This is a genomic window from Microbispora sp. CL1-1, from assembly GCF_012034195.1.
In the GTDB taxonomy this organism is placed as follows: Bacteria; Actinomycetota; Actinomycetes; order Streptosporangiales; family Streptosporangiaceae; genus Microbispora.
In genome coordinates, this window is sequence record NZ_JAATEK010000011.1 from 113,525 (window position 1) to 138,616 (window position 25,092).

At 66.5% G+C, this 25,092-nt stretch carries 15 protein-coding genes; 10 read left to right on the top strand and 5 right to left on the bottom strand.

The features are described from left to right. Positions 1-70: 70 nt before the first annotated feature. The 5 genes from HCK04_RS16230 (at position 71) to HCK04_RS16250 (ending at position 13,884) form a co-directional block, all read left to right on the top strand. The gene (locus HCK04_RS16230; protein ID WP_260617288.1) at positions 71-4,756 is read left to right on the top strand and encodes a DEAD/DEAH box helicase; all 4,686 of its coding nucleotides are present in this window, start codon (positions 71-73) and stop codon (positions 4,754-4,756) included. Further along, entirely contained in the window at positions 4,753-6,660 is a 1,908-nt protein-coding gene (locus HCK04_RS16235) for an ATP-dependent helicase (protein ID WP_142648162.1), read from the top strand. The genes HCK04_RS16230 and HCK04_RS16235 overlap by 4 nt, the downstream gene beginning before the upstream one ends. Then, positions 6,644-9,844: a helicase-related protein gene (locus HCK04_RS16240; RefSeq protein ID WP_142648163.1), complete on the top strand. Its 3,201-nt coding sequence runs from the start codon at positions 6,644-6,646 to the stop codon at positions 9,842-9,844. Before HCK04_RS16235 ends, HCK04_RS16240 begins: the two co-directional genes overlap by 17 nt. An 81-nt stretch (positions 9,845-9,925) precedes the next feature. Next, complete coding sequence (locus HCK04_RS16245) at positions 9,926-11,728, top strand: DUF1998 domain-containing protein (RefSeq protein WP_260617289.1); 1,803 nt, start codon at positions 9,926-9,928, stop codon at positions 11,726-11,728. Positions 11,729-11,733: 5 nt separating this feature from the next. Continuing rightward, positions 11,734-13,884, top strand: a complete 2,151-nt coding sequence (locus HCK04_RS16250) for a UvrD-helicase domain-containing protein (RefSeq protein WP_312845744.1) — start codon at positions 11,734-11,736, stop codon at positions 13,882-13,884. On the opposite strand, the gene HCK04_RS16255 is transcribed toward HCK04_RS16250, so the two are convergent. Continuing rightward, positions 13,865-15,802 carry a DNA translocase FtsK gene (locus HCK04_RS16255; RefSeq protein ID WP_142648164.1) on the bottom strand — a complete coding sequence of 646 codons (1,938 nt, stop codon included), beginning with the start codon at positions 15,800-15,802 and terminating at the stop codon, positions 13,865-13,867. The two genes, HCK04_RS16250 and HCK04_RS16255, sit on opposite strands and share 20 nt — an antisense overlap. 120 nt (positions 15,803-15,922) lie before the next feature. Here HCK04_RS16255 and HCK04_RS16260 point away from each other — a divergent pair, with 120 nt between their 5' ends. The 3 genes from HCK04_RS16260 (at position 15,923) to HCK04_RS16270 (ending at position 18,235) form a co-directional block, all read left to right on the top strand. After that, entirely contained in the window at positions 15,923-16,378 is a 456-nt protein-coding gene (locus HCK04_RS16260; RefSeq protein ID WP_142648165.1) for a very short patch repair endonuclease, read from the top strand. A gap of 598 nt (positions 16,379-16,976) precedes the next feature. Continuing rightward, positions 16,977-17,564 (top strand): hypothetical protein, encoded by a 588-nt coding sequence (locus tag HCK04_RS16265; protein ID WP_240971472.1) that lies wholly within the window; start codon positions 16,977-16,979, stop codon positions 17,562-17,564. Next, positions 17,561-18,235: a DUF4166 domain-containing protein gene (locus HCK04_RS16270; protein WP_142648167.1), complete on the top strand. Its 675-nt coding sequence runs from the start codon at positions 17,561-17,563 to the stop codon at positions 18,233-18,235. The genes HCK04_RS16265 and HCK04_RS16270 overlap by 4 nt, the downstream gene beginning before the upstream one ends. Positions 18,236-18,237: 2 nt before the next feature. On the opposite strand, the gene HCK04_RS16275 is transcribed toward HCK04_RS16270, so the two are convergent. Next, the gene (locus tag HCK04_RS16275) at positions 18,238-20,355 is read right to left on the bottom strand and encodes a glycoside hydrolase family 6 protein (RefSeq protein ID WP_142648168.1); all 2,118 of its coding nucleotides are present in this window, start codon (positions 20,353-20,355) and stop codon (positions 18,238-18,240) included. A 120-nt stretch (positions 20,356-20,475) separates the two neighbouring features. Here HCK04_RS16275 and HCK04_RS16280 point away from each other — a divergent pair, with 120 nt between their 5' ends. Beyond that, positions 20,476-21,111, top strand: coding sequence for a TetR/AcrR family transcriptional regulator (locus HCK04_RS16280; protein ID WP_142648169.1), 636 nt, complete (start codon positions 20,476-20,478; stop codon positions 21,109-21,111). A 41-nt stretch (positions 21,112-21,152) separates the two neighbouring features. On the opposite strand, the gene HCK04_RS16285 is transcribed toward HCK04_RS16280, so the two are convergent. Then, positions 21,153-22,115 carry an NAD(P)-dependent alcohol dehydrogenase gene (locus HCK04_RS16285; RefSeq protein WP_142648170.1) on the bottom strand — a complete coding sequence of 321 codons (963 nt, stop codon included), beginning with the start codon at positions 22,113-22,115 and terminating at the stop codon, positions 21,153-21,155. 101 nt (positions 22,116-22,216) lie between these two features. On the opposite strand from HCK04_RS16285, the gene HCK04_RS16290 reads away from it, so the two are divergent. After that, positions 22,217-22,894, top strand: coding sequence for a TetR/AcrR family transcriptional regulator (locus tag HCK04_RS16290; protein WP_142648171.1), 678 nt, complete (start codon positions 22,217-22,219; stop codon positions 22,892-22,894). 63 nt (positions 22,895-22,957) lie between these two features. Here the strand turns inward: HCK04_RS16290 and HCK04_RS16295 are convergent, their stop codons facing one another. Both HCK04_RS16295 and HCK04_RS16300 read right to left on the bottom strand, forming a co-directional pair. After that, complete coding sequence (locus tag HCK04_RS16295; protein ID WP_142648172.1) at positions 22,958-24,619, bottom strand: hypothetical protein; 1,662 nt, start codon at positions 24,617-24,619, stop codon at positions 22,958-22,960. Further along, positions 24,616-25,044 (bottom strand): hypothetical protein, encoded by a 429-nt coding sequence (locus HCK04_RS16300; protein ID WP_142648173.1) that lies wholly within the window; start codon positions 25,042-25,044, stop codon positions 24,616-24,618. The genes HCK04_RS16295 and HCK04_RS16300 overlap by 4 nt, the downstream gene beginning before the upstream one ends. Between the last annotated feature and the right edge of the window lie 48 nt (positions 25,045-25,092).

Sequence of the window (25,092 nt, forward strand, 5' to 3'; positions counted from 1 at the left end):
TGCCTGAATTCTTTTCCATGCCACTGCTCTACCCCCTCAATTGGCATTCCATCGTTGGGAGACAATTGCTGTGAGCAACGATGACCCCTCTGTGCTGGAGGTGGTCCTTCAGCAGACCGCGCGAGTGCTCGACACGTACAGGATCGATCCCGGCCTGATCCAGGAGCACGTCAACGGCGAGCGCCGTATCAAGGAAGGCGGATACGGCGACCGTCAGATCTACGAGCTGGTCCAGAACGGTGCCGACGAGCTGAGAAACGACCCTGGCGGGAAGATCGCGGTGGTCCTCACGGACACCCACCTGTACTGCGCCAATGAGGGCACCGCCATGACTCCCGAGGGCGCCGACACCATTCTGCGCATGGGCGTTTCGCGCAAGCGGGGCGGTCAGATCGGTCGGTTCGGCGTCGGAGTGAAGTCTGTTCTGAGCGTCACCGACGTGCCCGAGTTCTTCAGCAGGGACGACGACAAGAGCTTCGGTTTCGACAGAGAGTGGGCGGAGCTGGAGATCAAGCGCATCCAGCCCGCGGCCACGGAGACACCGGTGCTCCGCATGGCCCGCCCTCTCGACCGAGACCGTGCCGCGGCTACCGATCCCATCCTCAAACAGTTGCTCTCATGGGCCACGACCGTCGTACGGTTGCCTCTGAAACCAGCCGCTGTCGCGCGACTCGCCAAGGACATCGACGAGTTCCCCGTAGAGTTCTCGCTGTTCTCCCCGCAGGTCGGCACCGTCACGCTGGAGAAGCGACTCTCCGGGCGGACATCCAAGCGGCAGATCTTCCAGAAGGTCGACGGCGAGCGCCGCGTCCTGCAGACGATCTCTTCCCGCGACGGTGGGCAGGAGAAGCAGACCGCCGATTGGCGCGTTTTCACTCGCGTCCACCGTCCGTCGATCACGGCGCTGACAGAGGCCGGCGAACTTCACGACAGGCCAGAGATCGATATCGCCTGGGCGGTTCCCGAGGCCGGAACCCGGACTCGTGACCGGGGACAGTTTTGGGCCTACTTCCCGACGAACTACACCACGACTCTTCGGGGAATCGTCAACGCTCCCTGGAAGACGAGCGAGGACCGACAGAACCTTTACGCGAACAACCGGTTCAACGATGAGCTGATCGCCGAAGTGGCCGATCTGGTCGTCTCGTCCCTCCCTTCGTTGGCGCGACCGGACGATGTAGGGGCCTGCTTCGACTCCGTCCCCTCACGAGGGCGGGAGGAGCCACAGTGGGCGGCCGAGGATCTGGTGGCGAAGATCTGGCGACTCGCTGCAGTCAAGCCTGTCTTCCCTGATCAGGACGGCAACTTCGACACCCCGGCCAAGATCCGTGTGCACCCTGCCGACCTGCGATCGGAATGGCTGCAGTGGTGGGCGGATCACCCTGGGCGCCCGACGAACTGGATCCACCACTCCGTGGAGAGCCCAAAGCATCGCCGGGACAGCGTCAACCGCATCCTGGAGCACTCGACCACGCCGGTTGCCACCGTGAAGGAATGGCTGGAGGCGCTCGTCTCTGACAAGACCCCAGAGGCGTCGGCACGCGCGGTGCTCATCGTCGCCGACATGAAGCGGAACAACCACCCGCAGGTGGAAGACGCCCTTCGGGCGAAGATCGTCCTAACCGAAACGCTGGGACTCGTCACTCCCTCCACGCAGATCTTCCGGCGATCCGCCGACGACGGTCTGGCAGACAACACCATCTACGTGGACGAGCACGTCTACGCCGGCCAGGGCGCCATCGCGAGGGCTCTGGACCTGCTTGGCATCCACGAAGCGCATCCCGCCGGTCGGTTCGCATCGGTGGTGGAACGCGGCTTCGCCGGATACTCCGACCGCGACTGGGTGGCCTTCTGGGAGCTGGCACGCCTGGCCGGCCCCTATGGAGTGAACGCCGCGTTCAGGAACCGTGACTTCGACACGGCGAAGGAGCTCAAGGTCAAGGTCCTGACCGGGGAGTTTCGTCGGATCAGGGACTGTCTGCTGCCCGGTCGCGTCGTCCCCGACGACGGCTCGCGTGACAGGAACGTCACGGTGGACATGCAGTTCCATCGGGATGACCGCGCCTACCTTGCCGATCTCGGACTGCTCGACGGCCCCGTGGCCAACGTCGATCCTGCGGGGGAGGAGTGGTTCGAGGAGTACAAGGAGGTCTACTGGAAGCAGTATGTGGCCAGGCTTCCGGCCGGCGAACCCCGCCCCACTCTTGCACGTATGCAGTTCGAGGGAAGCGCCCCCGCAGGCCCTCTACACCTGTTCACGGCACTGTCGCCCGAGGGACGAGCCGCCTTTCTCAAGGCCATTCCGACGGGCGGCGCGGTGGTGAACTGGACCATGCAGGCCGGCAACAAGGGAGTGGCCAGCCGCAGGTCCGTGCCGTCTCCGATTCGATGGCTCACGCACAAGTTCGGCTACCTTCAGACTTCTCGTGGACTTCGGGTGGTCAAACGCTGTGTCGGTCCCGAACTGAGCAGCCACAGAGACGTCCTTCCCGTCGCGAACGTGTCGCCGAGCGTCGCTGCGATGCTGGGGCTTTCGCAGACCCTCAACGAGGTCCCCGAAGCCCTGTGGCATGAGCTCGTCTGGGAGGCGTCCGACTCCACCGAGGACACGTTCCCCGGCAAGGTCTACGCCCTGATGTTCGAGGTCCTCGTGGACTTCCCCGAAGGGGCGATGACGCGCTGTCGCGTGGGAGACGAGTGGCGTAGCGACATCGAGGACAAGGACATCGCGGTGACCTCGAGTCGCGCCGAATACGACACGCTCGTAAGAGAGAGGGTGCCTGCGCTGCTCGTCCCGACCGAGGAACTGGCCGAGACGATGCGGGGGGCGTGGAACATGCTCGCACCCTCCGACGCGATCAAGAAGGAGATTCGTTACACGGCACAGGCGGAAGGCGTCCCGCTCCTGGAGGAATTTCCTCATCTGAAGATGCTGCGGCGCTCTCAGGTGGAGGGCTGGTCCACCGTTCGCTGCGACGAACTTGAAGAGATCATCCGGACTCCAAGTGGTATGCGCACTCAGACGATCCCCGCGGCTGAGCTGCCCGAAGAGCGCAAGGTGCTCGTTCGTACGCCGGTGGACGACCTGCAGGTGCTCATCGCCGTGGATCGTGTCCTCCGGCTGAACCTTGGTGCGTCGGTCTGCAAGAGCATCCTCGACCGCCGCACACAGGAGCGCAACAACGAGCGCATCCAGCAGATACGCCGGGCCGAAAGCCTGGCGGAGAAGCTGCTTCTGCTCATCGGGGTCGAGGCTCTGAAGAAGGGGCTTCCCGAGGGACTGCTCGAGAGCGACGAGGCCAACCACGGGAGCGCCCAGGGCGACCGCCGGATGGCCGAGCTGGCCCACAATGCGTATGGGACGGAGGTGTTGCGCATCTACCGGAAGGACATCGAGGCCAACTTCTCCCAGCTCTCGGCCGGGTTCCGGGGCGACGCCACGTCCGTGCGCATTGTCAACGATCTCGGTTTCCCCGGCGAATACGCAGGGACCCGAGGGGAGACTCTGCCGGCGCTGGAGAAGGTCTACGGTCCCACCCGCTTCCCCCGCCTCCATGACTACCAGGAGCGGCTCGCGCAGAAGGCGGTCGAGCTGTTGACCAAGTACGACGCTCCACGCGCGATGCTGTGTCTGCCCACCGGCGCCGGCAAAACGCGCGTGGCGGCGGAGGCGGTGATCCGGGTGATCAAGGAGCGGGGGCTCGGTGGTCGGCCCGTCCTGTGGATCGCGCAGAGTGAAGAGCTCTGTGAGCAGGCTGTCCAGAGTTGGTCCTTTGTCTGGTCCAAGGTCGGCCCCGAAGAACAGCTGGTCATCAACCGCCTCTGGTCCACTCGCGAAGCCGCTCCGAGCGGCGACACGGCTCAGTTGGTCGTCGCCACGGACGCCAAGCTGGAGGTCTGCTTGGACACGGCCGAGTACGCATGGCTCCGCGACCCCGCGCTAGTGATCGTGGATGAGGCCCACACCTCGATCACTCCCCGTTACACCCGCATTCTCGCGTCGCTGGGTCTGACCTTCAGGGAGACCACGCGTCCTCTGCTCGGACTGACCGCCACGCCGTTCCGCGGCTTCAACGAGACCGAGACCAATCGCCTGGTCGAGCGTTACGGGCGGAACCGCCTCGACGAGGGAATCTTCACGACCGGCGATCCTTATGCGGAGCTCCAGGAGTTGGGTGTACTGGCGCGGGTCGACCACAGAGCGCTCCAGGGCTCCACTCTCGCGCTCTCCGAGGAGGACCTTCGCCAGGCAGCAGCCTTCGAAGGAGCCAGGTTGCCCGCCACCGTGGAAGAGAAGCTGGGACGGGACATCGCACGTAACCAGACGCTCATCCAGGAGATCCAGGCGCTGCCAGAGGACAGTCCAGTGCTGCTCTTCGCCACATCGGTCAACCACGCCAAGCTCATGGCCGCCCAGCTCAACGACCTCGGTATCAGGTCCGCCTCGATCGACTCCGGCACCCCGGACGCAGACCGGCGCACGCACATCGAGAGGTTCCGGCGGAAGCAGATCCGGGTGTTGACCAACTATGGAGTGCTCGCCCAGGGCTTCGATGCCCCGGCCACCGAGGTGGTCATCGTGGCGCGGCCTACCTATAGCCCGAACGTCTACCAGCAGATGATCGGGCGTGGTCTCCGGGGCCCGAAGAACGGCGGCAAGGAGACCTGCCTGATCCTCGACGTGGCGGACAACATCGTCAACTACGACCGTCAGCTGGCCTTCACCCAGTTCGAATATCTCTGGAGCAACAAGTGAGCGATGCCTACAACGGCACCCCTACGCTCACGGCCGAACAGCGGGCTGTCGTCGAGCAGCCCGCCGACGCCCTGACTTTGGTAACCGCAGGGGCCGGTGCCGGCAAGACCCACACTCTTGTGCGCCGGCTCGACAGGCTGGTCGCTGAGGAAGACCTGACCGCCGGGGAAATCCTGGTGCTCACCTTCTCCCGCGCCGCCGTACGCGAACTCAAGAGCCGCCTCGCCAAGTACGGAGATTCGGCTCGGCATGTACGGGTCCAGACCTTCGACTCCTGGGCGCTCGACCTGCTCATGCAGGTGGACGCCCAAGGGTCCTGGCTGGAGAAGTCCTTCGATGCCCGCATCGAGGGTGCGCAGCAGGCGATCGACAACGGTCTCGCCAACGAGCTCTACGAGCACAACCTCCGCCATGTCGTCATCGACGAGGTTCAAGACCTTGTCGGCGCCAGGCGAGAGCTGGTGGAGGCCCTACTGGACCGATTCGCCTGCGGGTTCACCCTCGTCGGCGACCCGGCCCAGTCGATCTATGGATTCACGGTCAAGAATCCGTCGGAGCGTAGGCAGGAGACCAACCGGTTCTTCGAGTGGCTCCGCAGCACCTTCGGTGAAAATCTGACAGAGCTGAGCCTTACCGACAACTTCCGAGCGCAGACCGATGAGGCGAAGACCGCCCTCGACTTCGGACCGCGGCTGCGCCTGCTCTCAGAATCCGAGAATCGGGACGGCGAAGGCCACTACAACGATCTCCGGAAGGTTCTCACCGGGGTGATGAACTTCGGCGGGTTCGACGAGTTGGCCGCCGATGCACTTACCGGTTTCACCGGTACCACCGCGATCCTCTGCCGGACCAACGGTCAGGCGTTGATGATCTCCGAGAAACTTCATGCAGTCGGCGTGCCGCATCGGCTCCAGCGATCCGCGCGTGATCGTGTTGCGCCGATGTGGCTGGGCCTCCTTTTGGCACGCTCCCATGGATCGTCACTGACCCGGGAGAGGTTCGATGAGTGGGTCGGCGATCTGCCCCTGACCGAGGGCTCGGACCCCGACGTCCTCTGGCGATTGCTCCAGCGAACCGGTACCGGACGTGGTTCGGACCGCATCCTGGACCTGGCCAGACTCCGCTCCGCGCTCGCCACCGGCAGGTTGCCCGACGACCTGATCGCCCAGCCCCCTGCGCGGCTCGTCGTCTCTTCCTTCCACCGTGCCAAGGGGTTGGAGTTCGACCGGGTCCTTGTGGCGGACCCGGGACCACTGCGGGAAGCGTCCCCGGAGGACAAGTCCAAGAAGGTCGACAAGGATCCCGCAGAAGAAGCCCGGTCGCTCTATGTGGCGATGACACGAGCGCGATACGAGCTCTACATGGTTCCTGGTGTGGACATGCGCAACATCCGCATCCACGACGCCACCGGACGATGGGGCCGGTACTTCTTCCAGCGCTGGCGGCGAGACGGTCTCGAACTCCGAGGGGGCGACGTCACCACCGAGTATCCGGCGGGTTCGGTCGACTTCGAAGCCGATGCCTCAGACGTTCAACACTATTTGGCGACCGCCGTCCGACCTGGAGATGCCCTCGAGTTGGAGCGGGTCTACCCGGAACCGATCGGACTCCTCGAAAGCCCTCCCTACCTGATCAAGCATGAGGGGCGGCCGATCGGCACGGTCTCGGAGAAGTTCCGACGCGATCTCTACACATTCCTGAAGCGCGGTCCGAGCTTCGTTCCTTACTCATTTCCGTCTTTGATCTCCGGTGTCCGCGTCGACACCGTGGAGACCGTCGCCGGCAACGAAGCCGCCGGCGTCCGTGCCGGACTCGACCAGCACGGTGTTTGGCTCGCACCGCGTCTCGTCGGCCTCTCCACCTTCACCTGGGACAAGAAGGAACCTGATGTCGAAGCACAGTGAGCATTACGCCTTCCGCGCCGACCTCGTCGAGCGTCTTCACCTCGACATGATCGGCCCGGTCGGCGGCCCGGACGAGATACTCACGGACTCACCGGTGACGACGTACGTTGCCGGCGTCCTCTATCCCCAGCGCCGTGACCCCGCCGAGGTGAAGGAGGAAGCGCTCGAACGCGACGCGGACCTCTCTCCCGAAACGCGAGTCAAGGACGATGTCGTCGACACGGGTGTCTCACTGGCCAACGACCAAGCGCCGTCGTCCATGGGTCTCACCTTCGGGGTGAACCCGAAGGCGTCTCCGACGATCACCGTGTTCGTGACGGCCGCCGTTTATGACCCGATCGACAAGGCCGGACATCCGGTCAAGGCCCAGCGCGCCGAGCGGCGTACCGTCGAAGAGCAGGATCTCCGCTGGCAGCGGCGGGTCCTCGAACTCGAGCCCGTTCAGGTGGATGTCACGGTTCCCCGCCGGTACAGCGAATCGCTGGCTCCTGGAGTAGAGCTTCGCGTACGGGTCCGTCGTCCCGAAGGCGGAGCCGCGTCCGTCACGGTTGCGTTGGTCAACGTGAACGAAGTCGAGAAGTTCGGCATCCGTGACGCCTACTGCCTCTACCAGCCGAAGATCCTCGTCAAGGGTGAGGAGGGCACGAAGCCCTTTGTGGAACGGCCCGTCCCGGTCGGCGCGGACGAGGTGGAGATCAAAACGAACCGCCTGCTTTACCGTTACGCCCCCAACTTCGCGGCGGGTCATGGATGCGCGGCGAACTGGGACTGGACGCCCCCTCCACTTCGTGACGAAGCGCTGGTCAAGGGAGTGCCGGCTGCCGTGGCCGCTGTCTGGAGCGAGTTCGTCCCATCAAAGGAGGTGCTGCTGACCGACTCCAATCCGGAGATCGACGACTCGGCGCTCCGCATGATCGACCTCGCGCGCAAGCCGGAAGACGAGATCCTCAGTGGACTCCGGAACCTGGTGAACGGGTACCGTGCCTGGATCGCCGAACGCGCCGAGGAATCAAGACTGCTCGCCAACACCGAGTTCGCCGAGTCGGCCAGGGAACAGATCCGGCAGTGCGAGCTGGCCTGCGACCGAATGGATTCGGGCATCGAGACGCTCCGTAGCAATCCGGTGGCCATGGTCGCTTTTCGACGCGCGAACGAGGCGATGGCCGTCCAGCGGGCCAGGACTAGCTGGATCAAGGGACAGAAGCAGGGCGTGCCGGACGTCGAAATGGGGAAGTGGCGCCCGTTCCAGATCGCCTTCTTGCTGCTCTGCATGGACGGCATTGTTGACAGAGGGCACAAGGACCGAGAAATCGCCGATCTTCTGTGGTTTCCCACGGGTGGCGGTAAGACCGAGGCGTACCTGGGCATCATCGCGTTCACCGTTTTCCTGCGCCGACTCACCAATGGCGAATCGGGTGGCGGAGTCACCGCCATCATGCGGTACACCCTCCGCCTGCTGACGCTTCAGCAGTTCGAACGTGCCGCAGCTCTGATCTGCGCTATGGAGATCATTCGACGTCGAGCACCCAAGGAACTGGGTGACGAGACCATTTCCATCGGCATGTGGGTAGGCGCCGCAGCCACGCCCAACAAGCTCAAGGACGCGGCCGCCAGCCTTAAAAAGCTCCGGGACGGCGGGGAACTGCACAAGGAGAATCCTGTCCAGCTTCGCTTCTGCCCGTGGTGTGGTACCGCCATGGGGCCCGACGAATACGAAGTGGACGTCGCCAGTTCCAAGATGCGCATCTTCTGCGCCGATCCGCAGTGCGAATTCAACCGCGAGCTCCCGGTTCATGTGGTCGACGAGAAGATCTACGAGGTTCGGCCCACGCTGATCATCGCGACCGTCGACAAGTTCGCCCAGATCACATGGCGCCCCGAGGTGGCGGCTCTCTTCAACCGGGACCGAGAAGGCACGCTCCCTCCGGAGCTCATCGTCCAGGACGAACTCCATCTCATCTCCGGCCCGCTCGGCAGCCTCACCGGCCTGTACGAGACGGCGATCGACATCGCAGCGGACCAGCCCAAGGTGATCGCCTCAACCGCGACCATTCGTCGCGCCAAAGAGCAGGGAAAACGTCTGTTCATGCGGGATGTCGCTCAGTTCCCGCCCGCCGGCCTCGATGCACGGGACTCCTGGTTCGCGGTCGAAACGCCGGCCAAGGACAAAGCATCACGACTTTACGTCGGTCTTCTCGCACCAAACACCAGTCAGGCGACCCTGTTGGTTCGTGCATACGCCGCACTTCTGCACCACGCCGCGGAAATAGGCGGCCCCGACTCCGTCAGGGACGCGTACTGGACACTGGTCGGTTATTTCAACAGCCTCCGTCTCCTGGCCGCTGCCGAACTTCAGGTGTTGGATGACGTCCAGGATCGACTCAAGCTTTTGGCCGAGCGACATGGCGCCAAACTGCGTCGCGCCGATAAGCTCACGGAGCTGACGAGTCGCGTGAAATCCAGCGACATTCCCAAGCGGCTCAAGGATCTCGAGCGAATGCACCCCGACGAGAGTGTCTTCGATACGGTCCTCGCAACGAACATGATCTCCGTAGGTGTGGATGTGGATCGGCTCGGCCTTATGGCGATCATGGGCCAGCCGCAGACCACAGCGGAGTACATCCAGTCCAGCAGCCGCGTCGGGCGTCAGCACCCGGGACTGGTCGTCATCCTCTACAACGCCAACCGGTCGCGGGACCGGTCGCACTACGAGAGCTTCGTGCCGTACCACTCGGCCCTTTACCGGCAGGTCGAATCGACCAGCGTCACGCCCTTTTCGCCACGTGCTCGGGACCGGGCGCTCCACGCCGTCCTGGTCGGGATGGCCCGACTCCTCTACCCGGAACTCCGCCTGAACGGTGCAGCGGCGGCCGTGCACAAGTACGAGAGCCGTATCGAGGAACTGAAGGACCTCATCGTCGCGAGAGCGAAGGCGGTCGACGAGGAGGAAGAGGCCGGCACCGAGAAGGACCTCAACTACATCATCGGTCGCTGGCGCGATCTGGCCGACGATAATCCCGACCTGGTCTACGAGGCCAAGCCACGATTCAAGCGGAGCGAGAAGCGCAACCCCGATGAGGCTCTTCTCCGCACCCATGCCGACACAGATCTCGAGCGTGCGTTCTCCACGTTGTGGAGCCTCCGCGACGTCGACGCCGAGTCCGATCTTTACTTGGAGCGATGAAGAATGGCACTTCGTAGTGGGCGGACTCGTCAGACGGGTCGCAGCGGGGACGCCGAAATCACGCGCACACCGCTAGGAGCGGTGCGACGGGCGCAGACCATCACCACGTACGGCGTGGGCGCGATGATCGCCATCGAGGACCAGTCCTACATCGTGTGCGGGCTGGACAGTTGGCGCAACGTTTGGAAGTCGGATGTGATCTACGAGCCGAGGCTCCAGCATTGGCTCCGGGTGGCACGGTTCCAACTCCCCCCGGCGGACGAGCCGTCCTCCGGGGATGGGATCAGAGTCCGTCTCTTCCCTGAGATGTACTCATGCGGCACGTGCAAGAAGCTTCAGGAGTTCAAGCGATTCGGCTCTCCGACGGGCAAGAGCCTTTGCGGTGCCTGTGACAAGCCGCTGACACCGTCGCGATTCGTGATCGCCTGCGAGAACGGGCACCTGGACGACTTTCCCTACTTCGAATGGGTTCACAAGAAGAGCGAGCCCAACCGTGACCCGAACGAGAAGGTCAAACACGAGCTCACGCTGGAGAGCAGCGGTCAGACGGCGTCACTTCGATCGGTCGTGATCAAGTGTTCGTGCGGTGTACGCCCGGTGTCCTTGGAGGGTGCCTTCGGCGGCGGCGCGATGTTCGCGTTGGGGATCAAGTGCAAGGGACGCCGGCCGTGGCTTGGCCGCGATGCCAACGAATCGGGGTGCACTGCGACACCGCGCACGCTGCAGCGAGGCGCGTCGGCCGCCTGGTTTTCCATCACCCGGTCGGCTCTATCGATTCCGCCCTGGTCGGAGTCCCTCCAGCAGCGGCTCAACCAGCACTACGACATGTTCAGTGGCCTGCTGGACGATGGCGTGTCCGACTCGGTGCTCTTGAACGCCATCAAGAGGACCGACATCATGGACGATGATCGGTTCACGGCGGATCAGGTCCTCTCTGCGATTCACCGTAGGCGTGAGCTCGAAGCGAGTGCTCCGCCGGACTCCGATGAGGCTGAGCCGATGCTCGAATCGGCCAATGAGTTGCGCCGTGAGGAGTACAACCAGCTCTACGACGGCACCAGGGTCGTCTCTCGTGACGAGAACTTCGAATGCGTGCCGGCGGCTGGTGACGGAAGCGCACTGCCCTATGGCATCAAGCGCTCCATGTTGGTGAAGCGCTTGCGCGAAGTGCGAGCACTCGAATCCTTTACGCGCGTCACCATGCCTGATCCGGCCGGCGGTGACACTCGTCGCGCCGCCATGGCGAACGGCACCGTCGACTGGCTTCCGGCGATCGAGGTAAGCGGTGAAGGCGTTTTCCTCGCCATCGCTGAGGATCTGCTGCAGGCATGGGAGCAGCGGCCCGGCCCCCTGACCCGCTCCCACCAAATCTGGCACAACCACACGATGCTCCTGCGCGAACGCGTGGAACGGACCGCGGGCAAAGTGCGACTCGATGACATCAGGTCGCCTGTAACCCCGCGCTTCATCCTCCTGCACACCCTCGCACATGTACTCATCAACGAATGGAGCCTGGACTGCGGCTACCCTTCGGCCGCGCTCCGCGAGCGGCTCTATGTCGATAAGGACATGGCGGGGGTCCTCATCTATACCGCGACCAGCGACTCCGCCGGCTCTCTCGGTGGCGTTGTCGCCCAGGGAGAGCATCGCAAGCTCTACGAGACCCTGGAGTCGGCGCTGTCCCGCGCCGAATGGTGTTCACAGGATCCACCATGCATGGAGTCCGAGGCCAGCGGTACCAACAGCCTCAACCTGGCCGCCTGCTACGCCTGCGTACTGCTCGCGGAGACGAGCTGCGAGAACAACAACGTCTTCTTAGACCGGGCTATGTTGATCGGCACGCCGGATGACCCGTCGACCGGTTTCTTCTACAAGGGCGACTGAGTAGCGTGATCCCCGGCCCGATCAAGATCGATCGGGCCGGGGGTTCGAACGAGGAGGCGCGGGTGCCACGCTTGGGAATCCATCAGGACTTCCTGCAGGACCTCATCCGGCTGGAACGTCCCATTCAGCAGAAGGTCGTCGAGGCGATCTCCAAGTTCGAGCAGAGTTCGCACGCCGGCATGCACTTGGAGAAGCTGCACAACATCCGTGACGAACGGTTCAAAAGCATCCGGATCGACCTTAAGTACCGCGGCATCGTCCTGGCTCCTGAATCCGGAGACGAGTTCATGCTGCTTCGCGTTGATTCCCACGACAAGGCTTATGAGTGGGTCAAGCACCGCCGCGTCTCGGTGAACATGGCTACCGGTTACATGGAGATCCGTGACGACGCGATCATCACTGACACGATCCAAGGGTTGCAGAAGATCCACGGAGAGACCGTACGACCACTGTTCGAACACGTCTCGGACGCCGACATGGCGCGGTTGGGCATCGACGATCAGATGCTCAAGTTCGCCCGGATGCTCAGCGATGTGGCCATGCTCGAGGCGTTGGACGGCAAGCTCCCCCAGATCCAATACGACGTGCTCTTCGGTCTGGCCGCGGGCATGTCCCCCGAAGAGGTCTGGAACGACGTCGTCGGCGGCATCACGCCCGAGGCGATCGACCCGGACGACCTGGTGGCCGCAACGCAGCGTATGCCCCACAAGGTAGCGCTGGTCGAAGGGCCGGAAGAGCTCATGGAGCTGTTCGCCAAGCCTTTCGCCAGATGGCGGGTCTACCTGCACCCGTTGCAGCAAGAGGCGGCGTTTCGGTCGTACTCAGGTCCCGCTCAGGTGACCGGCGGGCCTGGCACGGGCAAGACGGTGGTCGCTCTCCACCGTGCTCGGCACCTCGCCCGACAGGGTGGTCGAGTGCTGCTCACCACGTTCACCGCGACGCTTACGCGATCGCTGGCCGAATCGCTGAGGTTACTTGAGACCGACGACGAGGTCCTTTCTCGGATCGACGTGCTCACCGTCGATCAGGTGGCTCGGCGGCTGGTCGACGGGCACGTGGGGAAGTTCACGCTGCTCCGTCGAGACGAGGAGAAGGAGATCTGGCGACGGATCATCCGGCACCGAAGCCTGGAATTCACCGAGAAATTCCTTCAGGAGGAATGGCGACAGGTCGTCCTGGCGCAAGGGGTCACGTCTTTCGACGCCTATCTGGATGCTCGCCGAATCGGGCGTGGCCGGCGACTTGGCCCGGTGCAACGCGCTAAGGTCTGGCGGGCGATCGGCGAGTTCGAACAGGAACTGGCGGACAACAACTACCGCACTTTCGAGACGATCTGCGTCGAAGCCACTCGGGTGCTGGGCGAGTTGGACACGCGACCGTACGATCACGTGGTCGTGGACGAAGCGCAAGATCTTCATCCTGTTCGTTGGCGTGTTATCCGGGGCCTGGTCGCCGAGGGGCCGGACGACCTGTTCATCGCGAACGACACCCACCAGAGGATCTATGACAACCGCGTCTCCCTGAGCTCGGTCGGCATCCAGTTGGCCGGACGGTCCACCAAGTTGAAGATCAACTACCGGACCACCGAGGAGATCCTCAACTGGAGCTGCGCCATGCTGGCAGGCGAGAAGATCGTGGACCTCGCCGGACAGCACACGAGCCTGACCGGCTGCCGCTCGGAGATCCACGGGGCTGAGCCCGAACTCTATGGTGCATCCACGAAGAACGCCGAACTCACGCATCTCATCGAGATCGTGCAAGGCTGGCTCGATGCCGGAGTGCAACCGGAGGAGATCGGCATCGCGGCCCGCTCCGAAATGCTGGCCCAATCGGCGGCGGAAGCCCTCACCCGCGCCGGCATCGATGTCGTTTATCTCTCTCGCGAGAAGGACGGCACGGAGCGACACATCCGCGCCACGACCATGCACCGTATGAAGGGCCTCGAGTTCCGTTGTGTCGCCGTGATCGGCGTGGGTGCCAACCAGTTGCCCTATGCAAACGCGATCACGCCCCTAGAAGAGGACGCGACCACTCATGCGAACGACCTCCAGCGGGAGCGCTGCCTGCTCTTCGTCGCCAGCACACGTGCCAGAGAACGCCTTTACATCTCCTGGCATGGGGAGCCAAGCCCCTTCCTCAACCTCGCCAGTAGTTGACGATCTCCGCGATCTCCTCGTCGGAGATCGCGGCGAGTCGGATCTCCTGCGGCTCACCACTCGTCCGGGACAGGAACAGACCGCTGCCTGGCGCAAGGACCTCGGCTCCAGGCCTGTTGATGACCCGGATGCTCTCATCGGCCGTGGTCATGGAAAGGGCCAGTCTTGCTGGGAAGTATCCCTTTACACGACTGCTCAGGACCGTCTCGGATGGTCGGGCAGTACGCGCGACTACATGAAAGCCGACCGCGCGTCCTTCCCGGGCCAGCTCGACGACAGCATCTTGGTCATCGACGTCCGCTAGTTCGTCGATCACCACCACCACGTCTGGATGCGCACGCTCGATGTCACCTAGTGCAACGATCGGCATTGGAGCCTTCTCTTCGCGCACCTCACGATTGAACTGCTCGATATCACGGCATCCAATCCGCTCAAGGTCCCCATAACGACAGCCGAGCTCGGCAACTGCCCACGTGAGCGGATTCCCCATAGCCTCTTGGACGACATGGGGAAGATCGAAGAACTGATTCCGTCGGCCGACCATGATCAGTCGACAATGCTTCGGTTTGTGCTTCACCACGAGTGAGGTGACTATGCTCCTGACCGGGTCGAACCGTCCGCCATCTCCTCCGATCAGTACATGCCTCGCCTCGTTGAGGTCCAGGTAGACGGACGTTTCGTCATGAGCGCGCCCGAGGCCGGCGAGTAGAGAGTCGTCTGGAGTCTGCCGAAGAATGTCGCCCAAGCTGAGGAGGTCCGGCAGCTTGTGCGGCACCTCCACACTGATTGCCTTAGAGCCTGGCAACGGTGATGTCGATTGTTCCAGCAGAACAAGGCGGACCCGGTCGTTCTTCGCAGCCTGAACGATTTTCGGGGCCAAATCGAGAACCGCGGTCGCCGGAGTCGTGGGGCCGAGCCTGACTTCGAACCGGGTCAGTACCGGCGTGCGGGTGTATCCGGCGACCTTCGCGTCGACTCGAGCTCTCTTCAAGATCTGATCTATCTCTTTGGCCATTGCGTCATCTGCGTCGGTGTGCTTGCGCTCGGGGACGCTTGATTTCAGAAGCCAGTCGGGAGGAAGCCGCTCGGTCTTCTTGTCGACCTTTCGACCTTCCGGGCGCATAGCACGCAGGCGCTGGGCGACCTCCTCCGCCGACTGTGGACGGTCCTCTGGCTTCTTGGCGAGAAGCTGGAGAATGAGCTCCTCCAGAGCCGACGGGATATCGCTGCGGATAGCGCTGGGAGGGGTGGGCTTCTCCGTGGCATGCCGGTGCATCAGCTGCCAAACATTCCCGTCGAACGGCGTTTCACCGGTGGCCATCTCGTAGAGCACACAGCCCAACGAGTACAGGTCGCTGCGTTCGTCCGGCTCGCCTTCGCTCTGTTCCGGTGCCATATAGGCCGGCGTGCCCACCTGCAGGGTGGCCTTCCCCGAATCGACAGCTCTCGCGATGCCGAAGTCACAGATCTTCGGTCGGTCGCCGGGCAGGAGCATGATGTTCGCCGGCTTGATGTCGCGGTGGATGACCTTCTTTGCATGTGCGACGCCCAGCGCCTCTGCCAGCCGGGCACCGATGTTCACGACCCGCTTGCTCGGAAGGCCGTTCAGGTGCCTGGAAAAGACCTTCATCAAGTCCTGGCCATGGAGGAGTTCCATCACGAAGAACAGCCGCCCCTCGTGCTCGTCGGCGTCATGGACGACGACGATGCCCGGGTGCTGTAACCGGCCGCACAGGACGGGCTCGGCGCGGAATCGCTCGACGCGCCGCGGATCCGGATCCAGCTCGCTGGGAAAAATCTTGACGGCGACTTCACGATCAAGGCGCAGGTCGACGGCCTTCCACACCACGCCCATCCCACCGGCACCCAGCTTGTCCACCAAGCGGTACCGGCCGGCCAGCGTCTCCCCCTCTCGCATCCGTCACTCCACCCTTACTTGTCCCGATTGCACGGCTATGGCGATGCTCTATCACGACTCACTGATCGGGGCGAGCCGAGCCGCCAATCAGCACAACCGAATCTCGCTACCGTAGGTCGCATGGCAGTCCAGAGGCCGACTCGCGCGTCCAGTGATGGCACCCGCAAGAGCATGCAAGCCAACCGCGGCCGGGATACCAAGCCCGAGCTCGCCCTCCGGCGAGCCGTCCACGCGCTGGGCCTCAGGTACCGCGTCTCCGTCCGCCCTCTGCCCGGCATTCGTCGAACCGCCGACATCGTCTTCACGCGGGCCAAGGTGGCGGTTTTCATGGACGGTTGTTTCTGGCACGGCTGCCCCGAGCACCACACGAAGTCGGCCACCAACGCCGAGTACTGGGCCGAGAAGGTCCGAAGAAACAGAGAGCGTGACGCTGAAACGGATCGGCTTCTGACGGAAGCAGGGTGGAACGTGATTCGTATATGGGAGCACGAAGACCCTGCGGCGTCGGCCAAGGTGATCGCGGCAGAAGTACATGGCCGATCGACGGATCGTCAGAGAGACTATTCGACGCTCTGATGTGCCCAGGGTCCCGTGGGGTCGGCTTGATAGGCCCTCATACCGGCTAGTGTTGGCGGAGAGCACCTTGTATCGACCGGGGCGCGCCTCGCCGGGGGCACTGGGGCGTCGTTGACGATCATGGAGGATCTTCCTGTGTGCGAAGATCACGTTAGCCGGCTCTGACCCGGTCTTGTAGACGAATAGGACACGGTTGCCGCCCTGGCGTTCGCTTATGTAGCCGAGGGCGGCCCGGAAATTCAGCCTGTCCTGCGGTGATGGGGCGGGGGCCGGCGCTGGGCGCATCAGCCGGCGCGGCGTCGAGGTCGGTGCCCATACATGCGCCGTGACCCTGGCGTCAGTGCGTACACGCAGCGGGCGGGGCGTCCCATCGCTGATAGTCGATGGAACCCTTCGGACTCGCCGCATCGACAACGGGTCCCATCAATCAAGACACTTGAGCGGTCGCTTAAATCTGCTTACGCTTGGGTTTGAGCGATCGCTCAAGATGTGAGGGGTGCGCATGGGCCGGTTTGTGTACGTCGAGTGCTTGATCCGGGCCGACATGGAGGCCCTGTGGGAGCGGACACAGCGCCCTGACCTGCACCAACGTTGGGACTTGCGCTTCACGGAGATCGACTATCTGCCGCGCGCCGCCGACCGGCCGCAGCGGTTCCGGTACGCCTTCCGGCTCCTGCCCGGGCTCGTCATCGACGGCAGCGGCGTTACGGCGGGAGACCGGCGCGATCCAGGGCAACGGACGTCAGCGCTGCGCTTCGCCTCCGGCCATCCGCTCTCGCTGATCCGCTCGGGCTCCGGCTACTGGCGCTACGTCCCCACCGACGACGGCGTCCGCTTCATCACCCGGTACGGCTATCGCCCCGGCTGGGGCAATACCGTCGACCTCGTCTTCCGGCCGCTCATCGGCTGGGCGACGGCCTGGTCCTTCGATCGGCTGCGCCTCTGGCTGGAGACCGGCCAGACGCCGGAGCGCTCCCTGTGGCAGGCGCTCGCCGAGGTCTGCCTGCGCACCCTCACGACCGCGATCGCCATCACCACAACCCCGGCGGCCGTCGCCTGCCTGATCGGAGCGGCGGCCGTACTCCTGCCGCCGCTTCCGTCGACCCCGGCGGCCCGGCGATGCCTGCGCCGTCCGCCCGACCGGCAGGCGGCGACAGCCCCGCACCCCCTGATGGAGACGCTATGACCTCGATTTTCGAACGTGCCCTGGGCTCCGATTTCGCCCGTCTGCACCCGCAACTGCAACGACGCTTCGGTGTGAGCGTCGCCGACAGGCGGGCCTGCGTGGGCGCGGGGGTGATGGACCACATCTGGCATGCGGGCTTCACCCGGCCGTTCCTCGCCATCGGCGGGACCCGCAACATCCTGGTCCCCGAGCAGGGCCGGCAGGTGCCGTTCACCATCGAGAACTACCCGTACGTCGACTCGTACGGGCGGGAGACGGTCAGCTTCGTCCGCGTCTTCGAGCTGCCCGGCCGCCGCAGGCGGTTCGACGCCCAGATGGTGTTCGACCCCATCAGGGGCATCGTCGACTATCTGGGCTCGCACCAGCATCTGGCCGTGGACCTGGACTTCCAGGTGGACGAGCACGGGGGTCTCGTCATCCGCTCCGGTGAGTTCCGCCTGCACGAGGGCAGGCTCTCCTGCCGCCTCCCCGGAGCGGTCACGGGAACGGCCGTCGTCAGGGAGTCGTACGACGACGAGGCGGGGGAGTTCCGCATCGGGGTCACGGTGTCGCACCACCGGCTGGGGCCCATGTTCGGCTATTGGGGCGCGTTCACGGCCCGATACGTCGACGTCAGCGAGCACGGCGTGCCCGCCACCATCAAGCCGCTACGGGAAGAGGCACGCCTTTGACGTCAACGCAGCGGAGGGACGGCGTTGCGGGCGCGGTCGAGGGCGAGGGCCGGCCACCAGGTGCCGCCGACGGGGGCCACCTGGTGATACACCGGATCCTCCGGCCCGGGGCCGCCCCGCAGGCACCGGCCGTTGGAGTCCCCGGGGTGGCGGATCCACAGGAACGCGTCGGCCAGCTCGTCGCCGGTGTCGGTGGTCGGGCGGAGGCCGACGCCCCGCCCTGGCGGGTTGCACCACGGCTGCGGGTCGGCGTACTTGCCCTCGGGCGCGTCCCACACGCCCTTGCCGTTGCGGCTGGTGTCGATGACGAAGTGGGTCAGCGGCGCGTCGGCCGGCACGGCGGCGATCTCGGCGTCCGTACAGGTGCCGCCCTTGGCGCTCACCACGTGGACGCAGCGGGAGAGCTTTTCGCCGTACGGGAGGAGGGTGTCGGTGTGCTGGAAGTCCGAGCTGTTCAGGTAGAAGCCGTCGGCCCGCGCTACGGCGGCCTTGACGAGCCGGTCGGCCATGATGGTGACGGACTCGGGCCAGCCCTGGATGCCGCCGTCGAGATACACGGCCGTGTGCGGCAGCTTCCCCAGGCGGTCCACCGCGTAGCCGAGCTCGCGGTAGCGCTCGGCGGTCCCCGCCGCGCCGCCCTCATCGCAGCCGTCGGTGCCGGGCACCTTGGTCAGGCTGTTGGGTTCGAGCACGACCACCGCCCGGCCGGTGCCGATGCCGGTCGCGACCTGGTCGATCCAGTGCCGGTACGTCCGCTCGTCCGGCGCCCCGCGACGGGAGCAGTCCGCCAAGGTGATGTAGTCCGTCATGAACACCGGCGTGGCGTCGTGGGCCGTGGCGAGCCGCATGGTGGACGCGACGGTGTCCTTCACCTCGGTGAGCGGCATGTTCAGCTGCACGGAATGCGGCACCGCGGCCAGGGCGCGCATCAGCGCGGCGTCGGCCTTCCTGCCCTGCGCCTCCCAGATCTCCGCCTGGCGCTGCGGGTCGGGCTCCTTCCTGTAGGCGAACCGTACGCCGGGCTCGCGCAGCGGATTGCCGGCGGCGCCTGCGGCGGAAGCGGACGGGAGAGCGGGGGAAGCAGTCGGGTGAGCGGGGGATCCGGACGGGAGAGCGGCGGCCACGGAGGTGGCCGACGGGCCGGACGACGAGGGCGAGCCCGGCGAGGTGCCCAGCCAGACCGCGGCCACCGCCGCGGCCAGGGCGACGGCTCCCGCCCCGATCCCCATCGCCAGCCTGTGGCTGCGTCTCCTACCACCCCCGGGCATGGTCGCGGGCGCCGCGGAGCCGATGAGCGTGTCGAGGATGTCCTGCACGGTCGGTCGCTCGGCGGGGTTCTTGGCCAGGGCGCGGGCGACGAGTGTGCCCAGCGGCCCGTCGAGGCCGGTCAGGTCGGGTTCCCCGTTGATGACCCGGTTGAGCACGAAGGGGAGCGATCCGTTGCCGAAGGGGGCGCGGCCCGTGCCCGCGTACGCGATCGTGCTCGCCCAGGCGAAGACGTCGGAGGCGGGGGTGAGGGGGCCGCCCTCGAACTGTTCGGGAGACATAAAGGACGGCGTGCCGACGACCGCGCTGCTCATGTGTCCGGTCATGTCGGTCAGGTGGGCGACGCCGAAGTCGATGACCTTGGGGCCGACGGGGGAGAGCAGGACGTTGCCGGGCTTGAGGTCGCGGTGGATGATCCCGGCGGTGTGGATGGCCCGCAGGGCGGTCGCGATGCTGACCGCGAGTCCTTCCAGGCTGGAGCCGCGCAGCGGCCCGTCGCGTACGACGGCCTCCCGGAGGGTCGGTCCGGGGACGTATTCGGTGACCAGGTAGGCGGTTTCGCCGTCCATTTGGGCGTCGAGGACGGCGGCGGTGCAGAAGCGGGCGACCCGTTTGGCGGCCTCGACCTCGCGGCGGAAGCGGCGGCGGAAGCCGGGGTCGGCGGCGATGGAGTGATGGAGCAGCTTGACCGCCACGCGCGTGCCGTCCGGCGCCTCGCCCAGATAGACGGTGCCCATGCCGCCCTCGCCCAGCCTGCGCAGCAGCCGGTAAGGCCCCACCTGGTGCGGGTCGCCTGCTCGCAGGCCGGACTCATGCTGCCCGGGTAAGCCGTCCGCCTCGCTGCCGCCGTACACATCGCCCCCGCTGGGATGTCCGGGAAGGTCACTTCGGATCTTATGACCGCCGCCGGGCGGGCCATCGCCGGACGCCTGCCACTACGGTGAAGCCGCGAAACAGGAACGAAGGGGGAGACGATGGCCGACACCCGCACACGGCTGCTCGAAGGCGCCCTGGAGACGTTGCGCACCCAGGGCATCGCGGGGGCCTCGGCGCGGGCGATCGCCACCGCCGCGGGGGTGAACCAGGCGCTCGTCTTCTATCACTTCGGCACGGTCGACGACCTCCTCGCCGCGGCCCTGCGGTACGGCTCCGAGCAGCGGGTGGCCGTCTATCGGGCCCGGTTCGCGGCCGTGACCTCCCTGCGCGAACTGCTCGACCTCGGCCGTGCACTGCACGCCGAGGAGCGCGAGACCGGCAACCTCGCCGTGCTCGCCCAGATGCTCGCGGGCAGCCAGATGGATGGCAGGCTCGCCCCCGCCACGGCTGACGGCCTCGGCATGTGGGTCACCGAGATCGAGGAGGTCCTCGGCCGCGTGCTGGCCGGCAGCCCGCTCGCGGAGTTCGTGGACGTCGCCGGGCTCGCCCGCGCGACGGCCGCGGCGTTCGTCGGCCTCGAACTGTACGACGGCGTCGACCGCGACGGCGCGGAGCGCGCGTTCAACAGCCTGGAGCAGCTCGCCGGCCTGGTCGGCGTACTGGAGGACATGGGCCCGCTCGTGCGGCGCACCGTACGCGCCCGCCTCCGCAAGGCCGGCACCGGCGAAATGTGAGGCCGAGAAGTGCGGCGGACAGATGAGCCGGCGCGGTGCCGTCAGTCGACCCTGACGACGTATTTGCCCCGCACCCCGCCCGCCTCCAGCGCGCGGTGGGCCGCCGCCGTCTCCTCCAGCGGGAAGCACCGGTCCACCGCGGGGCGCAGTCTCCCCTCCGCCACCTCACGGGCGAGGTCGTCGAAGAGCGCCCGCGTGGGGTTGCCGCTGAAGAAGCGCACCCGGCCGCGTCCGTGCACGGCGCTGGCGGCGAGATAGCCGAGTGAAGCGGCGGGCCGCGTCAGGTCGAAGGCGATGGTGACCATACGCCCGCCGGGCCTCAGCAGGCGCCGGAAGGCCCGCAGGTCGGTGCCCGCGGTGTCGAGGACCACGTCGAACAGGCCCAGTTCGCCCGGCGTGACGGTCCGGTGGTCGACGACGTGATGGGCGCCGAGCGTACGGACGAAGTCGAGGTTGGCGGCGCGGGCCAGGGCAGTGACCTCGGCGCCGTAGGCCCGTCCGAGCTGGACGGCGGCGTTGCCGACACCGCCCGCGGCGCCGCGTACGAGCAGTCGTTCGCCGGGGCGCAGCCGGGCCTTGTCGCGCAGCGCCGTGATGGCCGTGGTCGCCACCGGCAGCGCGGCGGCCTCCACCAGATCGAGTCCGGCCGGGACGCGGCCGAGCCGCTCGGCCCGGACCGCCACATACTCGGCGGCGCTGCCGAATCCGGTGCGGCCCACGACACCCCACACCCGGTCGCCGACCACGAAGTCCGTCACGCCGGCGCCGAGCGCGGCGACCTCGCCGGTGAGGTCCAACCCCATGCGTTGCGGGAACTTCCGTCCGGTGAGGAGACGGACCTTGCCGGAACGGGCGGCCGTTTCTCCGCCGTTCACGCTGAACGCGCGCACCCGCACGAGCACCTCGCCGGGCGCCGGCTCCGGGCGCGGCACCCGGCTCACGTACAGCACCTCGGGACCGCCGTATCGGTCGAACAGCACCGCTCTCATCGTGTGGTCGTCCATCGCTCTCACCTTCGCCGTCGGTGGCCGTGCGGGCATCGGGCCCGAGCGTAGGCTTCTATGTGGACGGCATCGTCCGCTTACATCGGAAGTGAGAAACAGTGGTGGAGGATTCCTCTCGGATCGCGGGCCAGCGGATGCGGGCCGACGCCCGGCGCAACCGGGGGCGCATCCTCGTCGCCGCCCGCGAGGTCTTCGCCGAGCACGGGATCGACGCGCCCATGGCGGCCGTCGCCCGGAGGGCCGGAGTCGGCGTGGCGACGCTTTACCGGCGTTTCCCGACCCGCGACGCGCTGGTGCGGGCCGCGTTCGCGCACCAGATGCAGACCTGCGCCCGGGCGCTCACCGAGGCGCTGGCCGACCCCGACCCCTGGAGGGGCTTCCAGCGGTTGTTCGAGACGGTCTGCGAACTCCAGCGGGAGGAGCGCGGCTTCCCCGCCGCGTTCGTCGCGGCCTTTCCGGACAGCACGGCGGGACACGCGCAGGCTCGGGAACGGACCGAGCGCGACCTCACGACCCTGGTCCGCAGAGCCCAGGCGGCGGGCGCGCTGCGGGCCGACTTCCACCCTTCCGACCTCATCGTGGCCCTGTTGTCCCACTGTGGTCTGGTCACCGCGCTGCCGCACGACACTGCCGCGTCCCGGCGCCTGGTGGCGTACCTGCTGCAGTCGTTCCGCGCCGAGGCGGCTCACCGGCCCCTGCCTCCGCCGAGCGCTCTGTCGCTGCGCGATGTCCCGGTCGCGGCCGACGGCTCACAGAGACCGCGTTCCTTCAGGGCCTGACGCGAGAATGGGCGACGCTTTCGCTATCGCACGCGGAGCGCGGAATCTCGGCGGCGCGCCCGGTCAGCGGTCGCGACGGCCGTTGTCCCGGCCCTCGTCCTGCCCGCTGTGGCCGAGGCCGGTGAACTGCCGGAGGAACTCCCGGTAGGCGTCGGCCCGGACTCCGGGCGACGGCGACCGGACGCCCTGGATGATGCTCTGCGGGATGCCGCCCGCGTCGGGCCGCCCGGACCGGTAGTCCCGCAGCCGTTCCCGATGCTCGTCCGCCCAGTCGTGCAGCGCCCCGATGCGGGCGAAATGGAACGCCACGGCCAGCAGGGGCACGACGAGGATCGTCGTCACGACGACGCCGACATCGTGAACGAGCACGCCCAGGATCAGGACGGCTCCGGCCACGCTGCCTGCTCTGATGAGACCCCTCCGCACGCTTCCGCGGTCGGCCCTGGCTTCCTCGGCCCACTCCCGTACGCGGTGCAGCGGAGGCCGATACGCCGCGCCGAGTCGCAGGACCTGTGGCACCCAGCCCGCGTACGCCGCCAGGGTCAGCGCGACGAGATACCAGGACACCGTCGCGGCGATGTCCGGCTCGGCCCACCCCCAGATGACCCAGGGCACCGGGATCGTGGCGGCGCCCCAGGCTCCGAGCCACAGCGTCGCGCGGCCGACCGCCTCCAACCGGGCCGTGGGCGAGAGCCGCCGGCGCTCGTAGTCGGCCCAATCGCGGTCGCGCAGCGCGGCGGCGTGATCCAGCACGGCCGCCATCCGCTGGTTCTGCAGGTCGGCCGCCGCCTGCCGCCGCATCGCTTCCGCCTGCGCGGCGGCGTAAGCGGTGAAGTCGGTGCGTACGAGCCACCCGATGGGGGTGTCCGGGCCGCCGTCCCGCTCGCGCAGCCAGTCGTACCACTCGATCTCACCGGTGGCGGGCGGCGGCACGTGCTCGCAGGCGGCGCGCAACCACACCGTGGTCTGCGGGTAGGGCAGGAGGGCCGCCAGCAGCAGCCCGCGTGCCCCGCTCCCGGCCCATTCGCGGGCTTCGGACGGCAGCCCGGGAATCCTGGCGGCCAGCCGCCGCCACGACTCCCAGACCTCGTTCCACGCCTGCTGGGTCCCGCGCAGCGCGCTCAGCACCGTGAACCTGGCGAGGGCGTCCAGCAGGCCACCCTCGCAGAGATCGCGGTAGAGCTCCCACTCGGGGCCGCTTTCGCGGATGCGGCCGATCCTGAGCGCCTCGGACAGCGCCTCCACCGTCACCGGCGTCCCTCGCCATACGGCCTCTCCCGCCGGATCGAGCCAGCCCAGCAGGTGAAGCAGTTTCAGGTCGGCCGGGAGAGCCTGGTCGCGGAGCCGATGGTCGATGAGCTCGATCTGGGTGGTCAGGTCCTCGGCGGTGAGACCGTCGAGCTCACGCAGCCAGGAGAGAAGGCCGAGCCAGCCGTCGGAGGGCGCGCCGGCCGTGGCCGCGCCCTCGAAGAACTGACGCCTCGCGGCAGCCCAGTCGCGGCGGATGGCGGCGGCCAGCTCGTGCCGGGTTGTGACCGCCGCACCGGTGAGGACCAGCGGGCGGCGCTGCGGCGGCGCCTGGTGAATGTGGTTGATCTGGACGTTGCGATCCCCGAGCTGGAAAGGCGCCGGGCCGTGGAAGACGTTTCCCGTTACTCCGTCCTTTTTCGTTGCTGCGTCGTTTTTTGTTGACCCGTCTTTTCCTGATTCGGGGTCGCGGGTCATGGCGTCGGCCCGAAGTGGTTGTCCTGACGGTTGTTGTCGCCGACCTGGAACGCGGTCGGTCCACGGAAGACGTTCCCCGACACTCCTCCCGCCGATGCCTGGCGGGCCTGGTCGGCGAGGTCGTTCAGTTCGCGGGCCACCCGTTCACGCTCGGCCTCGCCGAGACTCTCCAGCAGCATCTCGAACCGGGCCGCCCAGGCCGCCTCCTGCCTGGCCCGTACGAGCGCGGCGTCGCCCGGGGGGAGCGAGGCGAGATCGGTCGCGGTCTGGTCCAGCCGCATCAGCTCCGTACGCTCGCGTTCGGGATCGTCGCGGCTGAGCAACCGCGCCGTCCGCTGCCGTACGATCGCCCACGCGTCGGTGCCCGCGGCCTGCACCACCGCGGTTCCGCCCGCCGCGACCGCCGCCGCCACCCATTCGAGCATTCCCGGCCCCCTTACAAGATCCAATGACAATGTATATCTGGACTTGAC